This window comes from Ancylobacter oerskovii, assembly GCF_018390555.1.
Lineage (GTDB): Bacteria > Pseudomonadota > Alphaproteobacteria > Rhizobiales > Xanthobacteraceae > Ancylobacter > Ancylobacter oerskovii.
Genome location: NZ_JAHBGB010000006.1, coordinates 424,470 through 437,187 on the forward strand (window position 1 = coordinate 424,470; position 12,718 = coordinate 437,187).

The 12,718-nt window shown below is 62.6% G+C and carries 13 protein-coding genes and 1 tRNA gene; 7 read left to right on the forward strand and 7 right to left on the reverse strand.

The features are described from left to right. Window positions 1-170 precede the first annotated feature (170 nt). The 6 genes from hisD (at window position 171) to KHC19_RS07150 (ending at window position 3,673) form a co-directional block, all read left to right on the forward strand. Window positions 171-1,463: a histidinol dehydrogenase gene (gene hisD / locus KHC19_RS07125; protein WP_213351645.1), complete on the forward strand. Its 1,293-nt coding sequence runs from the start codon at window positions 171-173 to the stop codon at window positions 1,461-1,463. Window positions 1,464-1,473: 10 nt separating this feature from the next. Beyond that, window positions 1,474-1,971: a UPF0262 family protein gene (locus KHC19_RS07130; protein WP_213351646.1), complete on the forward strand. Its 498-nt coding sequence runs from the start codon at window positions 1,474-1,476 to the stop codon at window positions 1,969-1,971. A 74-nt stretch (window positions 1,972-2,045) separates the two neighbouring features. After that, the gene (locus tag KHC19_RS07135) at window positions 2,046-2,450 is read left to right on the forward strand and encodes an arsenate-mycothiol transferase ArsC (protein WP_246548431.1); all 405 of its coding nucleotides are present in this window, start codon (window positions 2,046-2,048) and stop codon (window positions 2,448-2,450) included. A gap of 94 nt (window positions 2,451-2,544) precedes the next feature. Further along, the gene (locus tag KHC19_RS07140; RefSeq protein ID WP_213351647.1) at window positions 2,545-3,168 is read left to right on the forward strand and encodes a Maf-like protein; all 624 of its coding nucleotides are present in this window, start codon (window positions 2,545-2,547) and stop codon (window positions 3,166-3,168) included. Then, on the forward strand, window positions 3,165-3,380 hold the full coding sequence (yacG, locus tag KHC19_RS07145) for a DNA gyrase inhibitor YacG (protein WP_213351648.1): 216 nt from the start codon (window positions 3,165-3,167) through the stop codon (window positions 3,378-3,380). Before KHC19_RS07140 ends, yacG begins: the two co-directional genes overlap by 4 nt. Before the next feature lie 217 nt (window positions 3,381-3,597). Continuing rightward, window positions 3,598-3,673: transfer RNA gene (locus KHC19_RS07150), tRNA-Phe, on the forward strand. Window positions 3,674-3,880: 207 nt separating this feature from the next. Here the strand turns inward: KHC19_RS07150 and KHC19_RS07155 are convergent. Beyond that, entirely contained in the window at window positions 3,881-4,573 is a 693-nt protein-coding gene (locus tag KHC19_RS07155) for a winged helix-turn-helix transcriptional regulator (protein ID WP_213351649.1), read from the reverse strand. A 145-nt stretch (window positions 4,574-4,718) separates the two neighbouring features. Here KHC19_RS07155 and KHC19_RS07160 point away from each other — a divergent pair, with 145 nt between their 5' ends. After that, window positions 4,719-5,891 carry an acyl-CoA dehydrogenase family protein gene (locus tag KHC19_RS07160; protein ID WP_213351650.1) on the forward strand — a complete coding sequence of 391 codons (1,173 nt, stop codon included), beginning with the start codon at window positions 4,719-4,721 and terminating at the stop codon, window positions 5,889-5,891. Window positions 5,892-6,389: 498 nt separating this feature from the next. Here the strand turns inward: KHC19_RS07160 and KHC19_RS07165 are convergent, their stop codons facing one another. From KHC19_RS07165 to KHC19_RS07190, 6 genes are all read right to left on the reverse strand, one after another. Then, a complete protein-coding gene (locus KHC19_RS07165; protein WP_213351651.1) occupies window positions 6,390-7,418 on the reverse strand; it encodes a hypothetical protein in 1,029 nt (342 codons plus the stop codon). Between the two features lie 23 nt (window positions 7,419-7,441). After that, a complete protein-coding gene (locus tag KHC19_RS07170; RefSeq protein WP_213351652.1) occupies window positions 7,442-8,164 on the reverse strand; it encodes an SDR family oxidoreductase in 723 nt (240 codons plus the stop codon). Between the two features lie 35 nt (window positions 8,165-8,199). Then, window positions 8,200-9,525: an FAD-binding oxidoreductase gene (locus tag KHC19_RS07175; RefSeq protein WP_213351653.1), complete on the reverse strand. Its 1,326-nt coding sequence runs from the start codon at window positions 9,523-9,525 to the stop codon at window positions 8,200-8,202. Continuing rightward, window positions 9,522-9,980 carry a GtrA family protein gene (locus KHC19_RS07180; RefSeq protein ID WP_213351654.1) on the reverse strand — a complete coding sequence of 153 codons (459 nt, stop codon included), beginning with the start codon at window positions 9,978-9,980 and terminating at the stop codon, window positions 9,522-9,524. Before KHC19_RS07180 ends, KHC19_RS07175 begins: the two co-directional genes overlap by 4 nt. After that, entirely contained in the window at window positions 9,981-11,390 is a 1,410-nt protein-coding gene (locus KHC19_RS07185; RefSeq protein ID WP_213351655.1) for a UbiA family prenyltransferase, read from the reverse strand. A gap of 806 nt (window positions 11,391-12,196) precedes the next feature. Beyond that, on the reverse strand, window positions 12,197-12,622 hold the full coding sequence (locus KHC19_RS07190; RefSeq protein ID WP_213351656.1) for an Lrp/AsnC family transcriptional regulator: 426 nt from the start codon (window positions 12,620-12,622) through the stop codon (window positions 12,197-12,199). Window positions 12,623-12,718 lie beyond the last annotated feature (96 nt).

The window sequence follows — 12,718 nt, forward strand, 5'->3', positions numbered from 1 at the left end:
CTCTTTCGGACGGGCCCTCCGGGCGGCCGACGCCGCCGGGGTGGTTGCATGCGGCCCGGCGCGTCCTGCCCCTTGTCATCCGGCGGCACGGTTGCGATACGGGGAGCCGTGACCGCCGCGACCCGCGGCATGCCGACCGGCCATCCGGCCGCCGCTTGCAGGACCCCGCCATGCCGCTTCACCTCGACACGAGCTCGCCCGATTTCGCGGAACGCTTCACGGCCTTCCTCGGCACCAAGCGCGAGGTGTCCGAGGATGTCACCCGCGCCGTCGCGGAGATCATCGCCGAGGTGCGGGCGCGCGGCGATGCGGCGCTGATCGACTATTCCAGGCGCTTCGACCGCATCGACCTCGCCGAGGCCGGCATCCGCGTCACCGAGGCCGAGATCGACGCCGCCATGGCCGCCGCCGACCCGAAGACGCTGGAAGCCCTCACCCTCGCCCATGAGCGGATCCGCGCGCACCACGCCCGCCAGCTGCCTTCGGGCGGCCGCTATGTCGATGCGCTCGGCGTCGAGCTCGGCCATCGCTGGACCCCGGTGGATGCGGTGGGGCTCTATGTGCCGGGCGGCACCGCCGCCTACCCCTCCTCGGTGCTGATGAACGCGGTGCCGGCCAGGGTCGCCGGCGTCGGTCGCCTCGCCATGGTGGTGCCGGCGCCGGACGGGGTGCTTAACCCGCTGGTGCTGGCCGCGGCCCGGCTCGCCGGCGTCGACGAGGTCTATCGTATCGGCGGCGCCCAGGCGGTGGCCGCCCTCGCCTATGGCACGCCGACCGTGGCGCCGGTCGCCAAGATCGTCGGGCCCGGCAATGCCTATGTCGCCGCCGCCAAGCGGCAGGTGTTCGGCACGGTCGGCATCGACATGATCGCCGGCCCCTCCGAGGTGCTGGTGATCGCCGATGGCGAGCAGAACCCCGATTGGATCGCCGCCGACCTGCTGGCGCAGGCGGAACATGATACCGCGGCGCAATCGATCCTGTTCACCGACAGCCCGGCTCTGGCCAGCGCGGTGGAGGCGGCGGTGGAACGCCAGCTGGCCACCCTGCCCCGGCGCGACATCGCCTCGGCCTCCTGGGCCGAATTCGGCCTCATCGTCCACCTCACCGCACTGGCGGAGGCGCCCGCTCTGGTCGACCGGATCGCCCCCGAGCACCTCGAGATCCTCACCGCGGATTGCGAGGAACTCGCCGCGCAGATCCGCCATGCCGGCGCGATCTTCCTCGGCGCGCACACGCCGGAGGCCATCGGCGATTATGTCGGCGGCTCCAACCATGTGCTGCCCACCGCCCGCTCGGCCCGCTTCTCCTCCGGGCTGGGCGTGCTCGATTTCATGAAGCGCACCTCGATCCTCAAATGCGGACCCGAGCAGTTGCGCGCCCTCGGCCCGGCCGCCATCGCCATCGGCGAGGCGGAAGGGCTCGGCGCCCATGCCCGCTCGGTCGCCATCCGCCTAAACCTTTGAGATTGCTCGCATGGCAGATGGCGAAGACCCTCATGCCGATACGCGGCGCCTGGTGGCGGTGAGGCTCGATCCCGCCTCCATCGGCCGCTCCAATCGCGATATCGAGCATGAGCGCGCCATCGCCATCTACGATCTCATCGAGGAGAACAGCTTCGCGCCGCTCGGCGATCCGCAGCCCGGTCCCTACGCCCTCACCGTCTCGCTCGCCGACAACCGGCTAGTGCTCGACATCGCGCGGCAGGATGGCGAGCCGGTGGTTTCGCACCACCTCTCGCTCAGCCCGCTGCGGCGGGTGGTGAAGGATTATTTCCTTGTCTGCGAAAGCTATTACGACGCCATTCGCCATGCGAGCCCCTCGCAGATCGAGGCGATCGACATGGGCCGGCGCGGTCTCCACAACGAGGGCTCCGAGCTGCTGCGCGAGCGGCTGAAGGACAAGGTCGCCTGCGACTTCACCACGGCGCGGCGGCTGTTCACCCTCGTCTGCGCCTTGCATTGGAAGGGCTGAGCGCGGTGGTGGAAGCGCTGCAGCCACGGCTTGATCCGGCGCCCCGGAAGGCGCGCCCGCAGGCCGTGCTGTTCATGTGCGGCCAGAACAGCGTGCGCTCGCCCATGGCCGCGGCGCTGGCCCGCCATCTGTTCGGGCGTTCCATCTATGTCGGCTCGGCCGGCGTGCTGAAGGGCGAACCCGACCCCTTCGTCGCCGCCGCCATCGACGAGATCGGCCTCGACCTCAGCCGGCACCGGCCGCAGACGCTCGAAGAACTCGAGGAAAATGAAGGCCTTGCCTTCGATCTCGTCATTACCCTTTCCCCCGATGCCCATCATCGCGCCCTGGAACTGACCCGCAGCAACGCCCTGGACGTGGAATACTGGCCGACGCCCGACCCGACGCTCGTCACCGGCAATCGCGAGCAGTGCCTCGACGCCTATCGCGCGGTGCGCGACGAGCTCGAAACACGCATCCGCGCGCGTTTCCGCCCATGACGACGGTCGGCAAGCGTTCACAGCCGCGCGGCTTTCCAGTAGCGTGCCGGCCAATCGGCCCGTTGGATTCTCCGGCGGCACAAGGAGTTCTCGCGTGAGTTCCCGTCCTACCCTGGTCCTGGCGTCCGCCTCGCCGCGTCGACTGGCGCTGCTCGCCCAGGCCGGCATCGAACCTGATGCATTGCTGCCGGCCGATATCGACGAAACTCCCGAGCGTGCCGAGCTGCCGCGCCGTCTCGCCGTGCGCCTCGCCCGCCAGAAGCTCGACGCCGCGGATGCCCGCCGCCGCGCGACCGGGGAGTATGACGGCGCCTTCCTGCTGGCGGCCGACACCGTCGTCGGCGTCGGGCGACGCATCCTGCCCAAGCCCGAACTGGGTGAGGAAGCGGAAGATTGCCTGCACCTGCTCTCCGGCCGCGCGCATCGCGTCTATACCGGCGTGGCGCTGATGACGCCGAAGGGCGGCATACGCACCCGGCTGGTGGAGACGCGGGTGCGTTTCAAGCGTCTCTCGGGCGAGGAAATCACCGCCTATGTCGCCTCGCGCGAATGGCTCGGCAAGGCCGGCGGCTATGCCATACAGGGCCTGGCCGGCACCTTCGTGGTCAAGCTGGTTGGTTCCTACACCAATGTCGTCGGCCTGCCACTGGCCGAGACGGTAGCGCTGCTCGCCGGCGAACGCTTCCCGGTACATGGGCGCTGGGGGAACCCGGCATGACCGACGATACGACCGACAAGTCCGCCGCGAAGCCCTGCCCGATCTGCGGCAAGCCGGCAATAGCGCGCTATCGGCCGTTCTGCTCCAGCCGCTGCGCCGATGTGGACCTGCATCGCTGGCTGTCCGGCGGTTATTCCATACCCGGAAGCACCGATGAGGACGAGGATGGCGACGAGGTTCCCCTGGTGCCGCGGACACCGGACGAGCGCTGATCCCGCCCCCGTCGATCGCCACGGAAGGCGCAAGAGCGCGACGGAGGGTTCCCCCGCCCTTCCCGCGCGACGCGGCAAATGCTTGCAGGACAAGGCGTTAGAGGCGGACGGCGGCGAGTTGGGGATAGCGTCATTTTTCCGTCGAGCCTTATGGACATGCCGGGAGGGAGACTCTATAAACCGCCCCGCTCCGCACGGTTGATCCCGTGCCGGCTACGCCCAGGTAGCTCAGTTGGTAGAGCATGCGACTGAAAATCGCAGTGTCGGCGGTTCGACTCCGTCCCTGGGCACCATTTTCTTCAATAAAATCAATAGTTTAGACACACCAGCGGGATGGCGCGCAAATGCACCCCGAGCCTCGGGTTGCGCCGGGGTGTCGAGAGGCGCGTGCTTGAATGAAATGGGATGTGTCGGACTGAATTAGTCGGCGCCCGCGTCGCTCAATGACCAGGATCGCGCGCGCCTATCGGCGAGTTCAAGCCATCCAACTCTCCGGCTCTCTATTGCACGCGCCGCGGCTGATGGGCGAAGGCACTGAGTCCCAGCCATTGCAGCATCGAGCGAGCGAGAACCGGATCGCCTTCGATGTTGAGCTGCCCGCTGTCTGTCTCGCTCCTGATAGTGGCCAGTCCCATCCAGATCGCCGTCATCGAGCGGAGCGAGCTCTTCACCAACAGGTCGAGCTCATGGCCCGGATCGAAATTGCACAGGTCGACGGCGCCGCCCTCCACCACCAGCCACCAGCTCTTCTGAGCGGCAGGAAGTTCGGGGTACAGAAACTGTATCGTGCAGCGTCGATCCGGCAGCTGGTCCACCTTCAGGCTACGCCGCATGTCCCACATCAGCAGGGAAGGGTCGAGATTCTTCAGCGACAGCCGCGATTCCATCCAGCGTTGAGCCCAGTTGCCGAGGCCCATGATCACGGGTCTCAGCTCCTCGCCAGCCTCGGAAAGCCTATACTCCACGCTGCCGTTCGCTTTGCGTGCCAGCGTGACGACCCCCGCCTGCTCCAGTTCCTTCAGCCGCTTTGACAGGAGGGTCGGCGACATCTTCGGCACCCCTCGCCTCAGATCGTTGAACCGCGTGCTACCGCAGAGTAATTCGCGCACCACAAGCGTCGTCCAGCGGCAGCACAGGATTTCCGAGGCCATCGCGACCGGACAAAACTGCCCGTAACTGCCACGCTCATCCATGCCCGGCCCCTCCGCGAACCAGATCCCCGCTCAGGTACATGCTAGCCGATGACCGGCTACCGTAAAATCGCACAGGTACAGTTGCTGAACTAGAGGGGCGCGGCATCCTGCGGGATCCTCCGGCATCGGACCAAAGGAGGTCGCCATGTCGACGAACACGATCCTGAAAATGCCTGTCATGCAGAATGTCGCGGAGGCCACTGGTGGCTCGTCCGTGGTCGAGACGGCCCGGCGGCTGGCGCCGATTTTCGCGGAACGCGCAGCCGAGATCGACCACAGCGGCCTTTTTGTCAGCGAGAACTACGCGCTGCTGAAGGAAGCCGGCCTGATCGAAGCGGGAGTTCCGCGCGAACTCGGCGGCGGAGGAGCCGAGATCGCCGATCTCGCTGAGATGCTGCGCCTCCTGGCGCATGCCTGCGGCTCCACCGCGCTTGCCTTCTCGATGCACACACATCAGGTGGCCATTCCGGCCTGGCGCTGGCGCCATCAAGGCGTCGCAGCCGTAGAACCGCTGCTGAGGAGGGTCGCGGCCGAGCGCCTTATCCTGCTCTCCTCCGGGGGATCGGACTGGATCGGTGGCTCGGGAAAGGCCGAGAAGGTAGAGGGCGGCTACCGCATCACGGCGCGAAAAGTCTTCACCTCCGGGGCCGAGGCTGGCGATGTTCTGATGACCGGGGCCGTCTGCGAGGCCGATGACGGTAGCCGCTCGGTGATCCATTTCGGCGCGTCGATGAAGGCTCCCGAGGTCCGGATCGAAGACACCTGGCACACGCTCGGCATGCGCGGCACGGCTTCGAACGACGTGGTGATCGAGGATCTGTTCATCCCCGAAGGCCATGTCGCCTTCACGCGCAAGGCGAGCGAGTGGCATCCTGTGTTTCAGATCATCGCTACCACAGCCTTTCCCCTGATTTATGCCGTCTATCTCGGCATTGCCGAGAGTGCCCGCGACATCGCGATCGACGCGGCGCGGGCGAAGCCGCAGGCAGATGTCACGCTCGCCGGCCGTATGGACACGGAACTGCGTGCCGCGCAGCTTGCGCATCGCTGGATGCTCGACACGGTCGCCCGCAATGCTCCTTCCGCGGAGACGGTCAACGAGGTCATGATCGGCCGCTCACTGGTCGCCCGTCATGCCATAGCCGCGGTCGAACTTGCCATGGAGTTGACCGGCGGCGCATCCTTCTACCGGAAGAACGGGCTGGAGCGCCGGTTCCGTGACATTCAGGGCGCCCGCTTCCATCCGCTCCAGGCCGGCCCTCAGGCACGCTATGCCGGTGCGGTCGCGCTCGGTCTGCCGACGGGTTCCGTGTTCTGAAAGGATGAGAGAGCCGCCGGACTTGTCACACATCGGCCGTGTGGCGTGCCGCCACCCCACGCGCAGAGAACTCCTCCGTCGGCCGCGCCGCGTGAATTTTGACCACGAGAAAGGGCGAGGATCCCCCCCGCCCTGTGCTCTTCGGATTTGCCGTGTTCACTCAGCTAGCAAGCGCCGCCCGCCTGCTTCTCGAATTCTGAGCCTTTCGGCCACTCCCATGCCGCACGCGGCTTATGAACCCTTACCAGCTCGGGGTATTTCTTCGGCTCTGGGGAGCGATGCGCAGCGTCTCACAGGTTGGGCGTGGATCGAGCTTGATCTTGTCGAGTATGGCTCCCAAGCTGACCATTGCCTTTTCGGACCATCGCCCGAATAAAATAATGCCACCCAGATCGTCGAGAACAATTCCATCACGTCCAGCGACCGGGGGAGCGCCATTTGCGGATCTCAGGCCTGCTTCATTTAGAAATTCAGCGGGTCATCGTTGCCATGAGGGGCTCAATTTCCAGGAGACAGATCAAGCCGGCCCTGCCCCCGCTCGCATTGCCATGCGATGTATATAAATATCGCCAGGGAAATGAGAGGAAAATACACACGCGCCTCGTTCAGAAGGCCAAATATTATTATATTTACAACAATCATGTAAAATAATAAAATTGCCAATCTTATGGAAATATTATTAGTTTCTATAAATATAATTGACAAATATATTACAACCATCCACAATGTAACGACATACGCTTCGCTTCCTGAGAGGAAGCCAACAAAGAAAATTTCTTTCAAATTATGAAATAAATTTACATGATTTCCTATAAATTGATTGCCGCCATCTACCCCTCCGAACGAACTCTCGAGAAACAAATAATCACGTGATAGTTTTATATATATAAAGCCGCATATGATAAATATTATGTATGTAATACAATACAATATATGTTCTCTTTTGTTTATTGATGTTAAATATTTTCTAGAATAAAATATGCTATACACTTCATAAAATATACAAATTACCGGTACAAACAACGCAATTTCACGATTTAAAATCGCAGTTGGATACAGAAAAATCATAAGTCTTTTATTATCAACAAACAAAATAATATACGAAATGATAGTAAATATCAAAATATCTATCATATCCCACGTATATATCCAATAATCTTGCAACACAAGAAACATAAAAGACCAGAAACATACGCATAGCACTGCAGCTCTGACCGATAGATAGATCGACCTGAGCAAGATGTAGAACAGTGCGTTTTGTGCCAGCAACCCGAGCGCGGTGAAGACGAGCAGGCTTTGCCGGTAGGTCGGAACGACCGTATTGATTCCAAGCACCAAGTACGGCCCGAGAAGGCGGTTCTGGAATGCACGCCAATGAGGCCGCCCCGTTATGACGCCGTAAGCGGCATCCGCCAGGTCCTTCCAGTCTCCATGCATCATGTAGAGCGCCCGGAAGGTCAGCGCCGAAACGACAATCGTCAGCAGGAGGCCAGAAAAATCCTTTCTTTCAACCCAGGCCGGCATCATTACCCGCTCCCCAAAATATCCGGCTAGTATTTGATCCTCTTGAACATTGTCTCGGGCATATGCCGAATGATCGTCATGATGGGCTGCCAGATCGAGCGGACATAAACGACGTCCTTGTGCCTTCGTATGGCGGCGGCCACCGCAGCGCCGACTTCCTCGGGCTGCGCGGTCAGGACGGGCGGCAGCTTGAGGCCCGCCGTCATGCGCGTGGCGACGAAGCCGGGCTTGATTGTCACCACACGAACGGATGTGCGCGACAACCTCGCCCTGAGGCCTGAGAGAAACGCGGTAAACCCCGCCTTGGCCGATCCGTAAACATAGTTCGACGCCCGTCCTCGCTCCCCGGCGACCGAACTGATGCCGACGATCACCCCTCGGCCGCGGGCCTCAAACCGGTTGGCCACGAGGCCAAGAAGCAGGGCCGGCGCGACGTAGTTGGTCTCCATGACGAGCTTGGCGGCGATCGGATCGCCGCGGGATACGGTGTGATCGCCGAGCAGGCCTGCGACGCAGACCACGATGTCAGGCAGCGCCGGCAGCCCGTCGAGCAGGCCGGCATGAGTTTCAAGGGCGAGAAGGTCGAACCCGACGACCGTCACCTCCGTACGATAGCGAAGCCGGATGTCCTGCGCATCCGGCTCCATGCGTGCCGTGTCGCGCGCGGTGAGGATCAAGGCGCCCCCCGCCGCCGCATGGCGGTGCGCGATGGCGCGCCCCATATCGGAGGTGCCGCCGACCACCAGCATGAGCGCTCCCGTCCCATGTGCGGCGCCGGATGCATTCATAGGCCCAACCTCCGAGAGAGAAGCGAAGAGAGGTGCCGCACCGGATCCAGGCGCTCGCGCAGAGCGCGAAAGGCGTCCAATTGGTCATAGCCTGCCAGCATGGCGGCACCGCTGCGCGCATCCTTGGCGAGATAGAGCCGGCCGCCGAAAGCGGCCACGATAGCGTCGAGTTGCTCCAGCAGCTTGAATGTGCCGGCCGAGACGGGAAAGTCCAACGCCAGCGTATATCCTTCGCGCGGAAACGACAGCGAGCCGGCGCGGCTCCTTACCGTGCCGAACAGCTTCAGTACCGCCAGGAACGATCCAGCGCCCGCCGCCGCCACGCGATCGAGTATGGCCCGCAGCCCTTCACGGCTTGCCGACTTCGGCAGCACGAACTGGTATTGCACGAAGCCGTTCCGGCCATACAGCCGGTTCCACCCCCCGATGGCATCGAGCGGATAGAAATAGGACACCAGCGACACGATGCGCTCGCCTGGGCGCCCGCGGGCGTAATAAAGGGCGTTGAAGGCGGCGACCGACCGTTGGTTCATCACCCAGGCGGGACTGGACACAGGCAGCGCCAGTCTTTGCCGCGGAACATCCGCAAACGGCCGCCCCTCCCGTGTGGGCGGCAGGGCGGATCTTGGCAGATGCTCGCCCAGGGTAACCAGCGACCGCCCCAACCGTCCCCCCGATGCCAGACAGTCGATCCATGCCACGGAGTAGGTCGACGCGTCATTCGACTCGAAAAGATCCATCGCCTCGTCGAGGGTCGCCGCCTTCAGCAGCCGCTGTGCCATTAGGTCGGTCTCGATCCGCTGCATGGCGAAGGCGACCCGGAGAATAACCCCTGTCAGCCCCATCCCCCCGAGCGTGGCGTTGAAAAGCCCGACATTCTCCTCGCTGGAGCAACGCATGACGCCGCCATCGGCCAGCATCAGATCGAGCCAATAGACATGATCGCCGAATGAACCGGCGACGTGGTGGTTCTTGCCGTGCACATCCGCCGCCACCATGCCGCCGATGGTGACGAAGCGCGTGCCGGGCGTCACCGGCACGAACCAGCCGCGCGGGACGAAAAGAGCCACGAGGTCCGACAGCAATACGCCCGCCTCGCAGACCATAAAGCCGCTGCCCTCATCGAAGGCGACCAGCCGGCTCATGCGTCGCATGTCGAGCACGCAGGTTTCATTGAGGGCGGCATCGCCATAGGAGCGGCCATTGCCGCGGGCGATGAGGCTGGTCGCGCATGCGAGGTGCGCGCAGATTTCGGTGTCGGTGCGGGGCTGCTCCGGCACGACCTCGACACACGGATAGCGTCCCCATCCCGAAAGCTTCATGCCGGGCGCTCCTCCGGGTGAGACGCGTCTAGGGGAGGTGTGTCGAAGACGACGGCCTTGTCGAGCCGGTATTTCATGGCATAGCCCACCATCAGGCCGAGCACCCCGCCGATATAAAGGCCGGCTCCCTCGGGATCGATCAGGGACCCGATGATTTCGGCCGCCCAGAAGATCGCGGTGGTCAACAGGCCCGTCGCGCCATAGAGTAGGAACTTCTGCGCATGGGCGGCCGCGCCCGTCGAGACGTCGCGGAAGATGTAGCGCTTGTCGAGGCCATATTTGGCAACGAGCCCGACAGCGGTCCCGAAAGCCAAAGCGAGAAGCAATCCCGGCCATCCATCCACATTCGCCAACGCCGCCATGCGCAGCACGCACCATTGCGCAGCGAGATTGATGCCGATCGCCAGCACTGCGAACAGCGCGTAGAGCACGGCGATGCGCTGGGCGGGCGTCATCTAGATGCTGATCACGATGGCGCCGGAGCACGCCGCGGCGCTGAGGAGGCTGGTGCGGTCCGTGGCGGCGAACACCACCGGGTCGTCATGCATCTCGCCGCGTTGGGTCAGGAGCAGCACCCGACTGATCCAGAACAGTAGAATGATGCAGACGATCCAGAGCCGATCTGGATAGGTATAGAGCGCGCGGACCGACTCGCTGTTGAGATAGAGCGCCAGAACGAGCGGCGATACGGCGCCGGATGCCGCAGCCATGAACTGCAATGCCGGCAGATCGCCCAGCCTATAGGCGCGGCCGGTGGGGTCCTGCTTGGACTTGTGCAGGCGATCGATCAGCTCGGAGCATCGCTTCACCAGCGCCAGGCAGAAGAAGATGAAGATCGCAAAGGCGATCAGCCATGGCGACAGCGCCGCTCCGATCGCCGCAGCCCCCGCCCACAGGCGACTGCCATAGAGGCAGGCAAGCACGGTGACGTCTATCAGCAACTTCTTCTTGAGATAAAATGAATAGGCACATGTCAACGCGTAATAACCAATGAGCGCCTCGAGAAATTCTAGAGGCAGGAAAAGTGCCAGTACGAGCGAGCCAAGCAATAGAAGGGGAAACAGAAGCACGCCGTGAAGGATGGGAATTCGCCCCGCGGCAAAGGGACGGTTCTTCTTTCGACTGTGCGCGCGGTCGTTCTTGAGATCGAGCAGGTCATTGAGAACATAAACGCTGGAGGCGCAGAGGCTGAAGCTCACGAAGGCGAGGAGGACGGCTCCGAGTTCTGCCACCAATTCGTGGGCGGCAATCGCCGGCACGAAGATCAGAAGATTCTTCAGCCATTGATGGATGCGGATGGCATGCAGATAGTCCTCGATCCGCACGCGCCTCATGCCGATGGCCTGCGCATGCGGCGCCCATGTGCGTATTTCTGCCAGATGCGAGGGTCGAGCGTCCGCCACATAGACGTTGCGTGCTTTTCGCCACACATCCTCGTCCACCGGCGCATCGCCAATATAGTCGAATCCACCCGCCCCGAACGCTTCGCAAAGAGAGGTCGCCTTGGCGCTACCGGCCAGGTTGAGAGTGCCGTTCGAACCGAACACGCCATCGAAGATGCCCATGCCGTCGGCGACCGCCCGCGCGTATCGCTCGTCGGCAGCCGAGGCCAGATAGATCTTCCGACCTCGCCTATGTTCGGCTTCGACGAAGTTCCGCACATCGTCGTTGAACGGCAGCGCCGTAAAATCGAGCGCAGCCTGGTTCGCGATCTGCGATTTCAATGCCGCCCGCCCCTGCGGCAGCGTCGCGATCGCTCCGATAGCCCTCAAGGGAGACGAAGACAAGAGAAGGAAAAATGACTCCAATAGAAGATCCGTTCGGACAAGAGTCCCATCCAGATCTACGACAAGGGGTGGATCCACGTTCCGTCCTCCCTCGGAGCTTACATATTAATCTCAAAATAAATCTTTCATTCTCGAGTCATTATTTTTATCTATACAAACGATATGTGTAGAAAATCGGAAGTCAACGAATCAATAAAGCGGCGCGACATCACGTAGCGTAACTTTCAATCGTCGGATTGATAGCGCTCTCCGCCTTTTGGCGTAGCTACGGTGAACGATCGGCCCGCCATGCCTCCCTTTGATGCAAACACTAGGGGTCGGAAGGCGACGTGGAGCGGCCTGGGTCGCCCTATCGAGCGCCCCGGTTTCAGTACAATGGATTGTCGGCCTCTCGGCCTGCTCCAGGCCGATGACGGGGGCAAGATGCCCCCTGGAACCGGAGGTTTTTCATCACCGGCACACTCTTCAGATTTACCGTGTTCGCTCAGGCGGCGAATGCCGCCCTCTCCTGCTTCTCGGCTTCCACGCCTTGGCCATTCCCATGGCCCGTGACGTACTAGGCTTCGCAGCCCGGGGTATTACTCCGGCTCGCGGGAGGCGATGCGCAGCTTTTCACATACGGGCGCGGATCAAGCTCGAGTTCATCGCACATGACCGTCAGGTTTACCTGGCGACGGGTTCGACTTTGAGCATGATCGTCCTCCCTTCCCGGACGATCATGCTCAATAAGACCACTCCATTCCGGCCATCAGGCAAAAGCGTCGCTTCCAGCGACAGACGTGCCAACCCCCAATGTTGACCTCCGTCTCCAGGAGAACACCCATTTCCCATCGGCGAAGGCTGGCTGTTTTCATAGGGCTTTTGACAAGGCCTGGCTGGGCATCTCAAACGGAACTCAACAGAATGCTGGTTTCGCTGTTGAGCACGCCCTCGATCGTGCGCACCTCGCGCAGCACGCGGTCGAAGTCGCTGAGGCTCGGGGCGTGGATCTCGGCGATCAGGTCCCAGCTGCCATTGGTGGTGTGCAGGGAGTGCAGTTCCGGCATGCCGCGCAACTGCCGGATGACCGCGGTGGTGGAGCGCCCGGTCACCTCGATCAGCATGATCGCCCGGATCGCCGAGCTGTCGTAGTCCTGGCGGAAGCGCACGGTGAAGCCGAGCACGGCGCCGGATTCCATCAGCCGGTCGAGCCGCTTCTGTACGGTGGCGCGGGTGACGCCGAGAATGGCGGCGAGCTTGGAGACCGGGGCGCGCCCGTCCTCGCGCAGGGCGGCGATCAGGCGGCGGTCGGTTTCGTCGAAGACATGCATGATCAGAAGTGCTCAGTCCGAATGAGCGAAGTGCGCGAAAATCCTCACATATATTAACTCCCTAGCCATTTCGAGCGCAAACTGTCCCGTCCTACC

Bases quoted from the DNA above. Each gene is read 5' to 3' on its own strand.
- KHC19_RS07155 (WP_213351649.1), bottom strand. From the start codon at position 4,573: ATGGATGAGCGTGGCAGTTACGGGCAGTTTTGTCCGGTCGCGATGGCC.
- yacG (WP_213351648.1), top strand. From the start codon at position 3,165: ATGACCGACGATACGACCGACAAGTCCGCCGCGAAGCCCTGCCCGATC.
- KHC19_RS07180 (WP_213351654.1), bottom strand. From the start codon at position 9,980: ATGACGCCCGCCCAGCGCATCGCCGTGCTCTACGCGCTGTTCGCAGTG.
- KHC19_RS07190 (WP_213351656.1), bottom strand. From the start codon at position 12,622: ATGCATGTCTTCGACGAAACCGACCGCCGCCTGATCGCCGCCCTGCGC.
- KHC19_RS07160 (WP_213351650.1), top strand. From the start codon at position 4,719: ATGTCGACGAACACGATCCTGAAAATGCCTGTCATGCAGAATGTCGCG.
- KHC19_RS07165 (WP_213351651.1), bottom strand. From the start codon at position 7,418: ATGATGCCGGCCTGGGTTGAAAGAAAGGATTTTTCTGGCCTCCTGCTG.
- KHC19_RS07175 (WP_213351653.1), bottom strand. From the start codon at position 9,525: ATGAAGCTTTCGGGATGGGGACGCTATCCGTGTGTCGAGGTCGTGCCG.
- hisD (WP_213351645.1), top strand. From the start codon at position 171: ATGCCGCTTCACCTCGACACGAGCTCGCCCGATTTCGCGGAACGCTTC.
- KHC19_RS07130 (WP_213351646.1), top strand. From the start codon at position 1,474: ATGGCAGATGGCGAAGACCCTCATGCCGATACGCGGCGCCTGGTGGCG.
- KHC19_RS07170 (WP_213351652.1), bottom strand. From the start codon at position 8,164: ATGCTGGTGGTCGGCGGCACCTCCGATATGGGGCGCGCCATCGCGCAC.
- KHC19_RS07135 (WP_246548431.1), top strand. From the start codon at position 2,046: ATGTGCGGCCAGAACAGCGTGCGCTCGCCCATGGCCGCGGCGCTGGCC.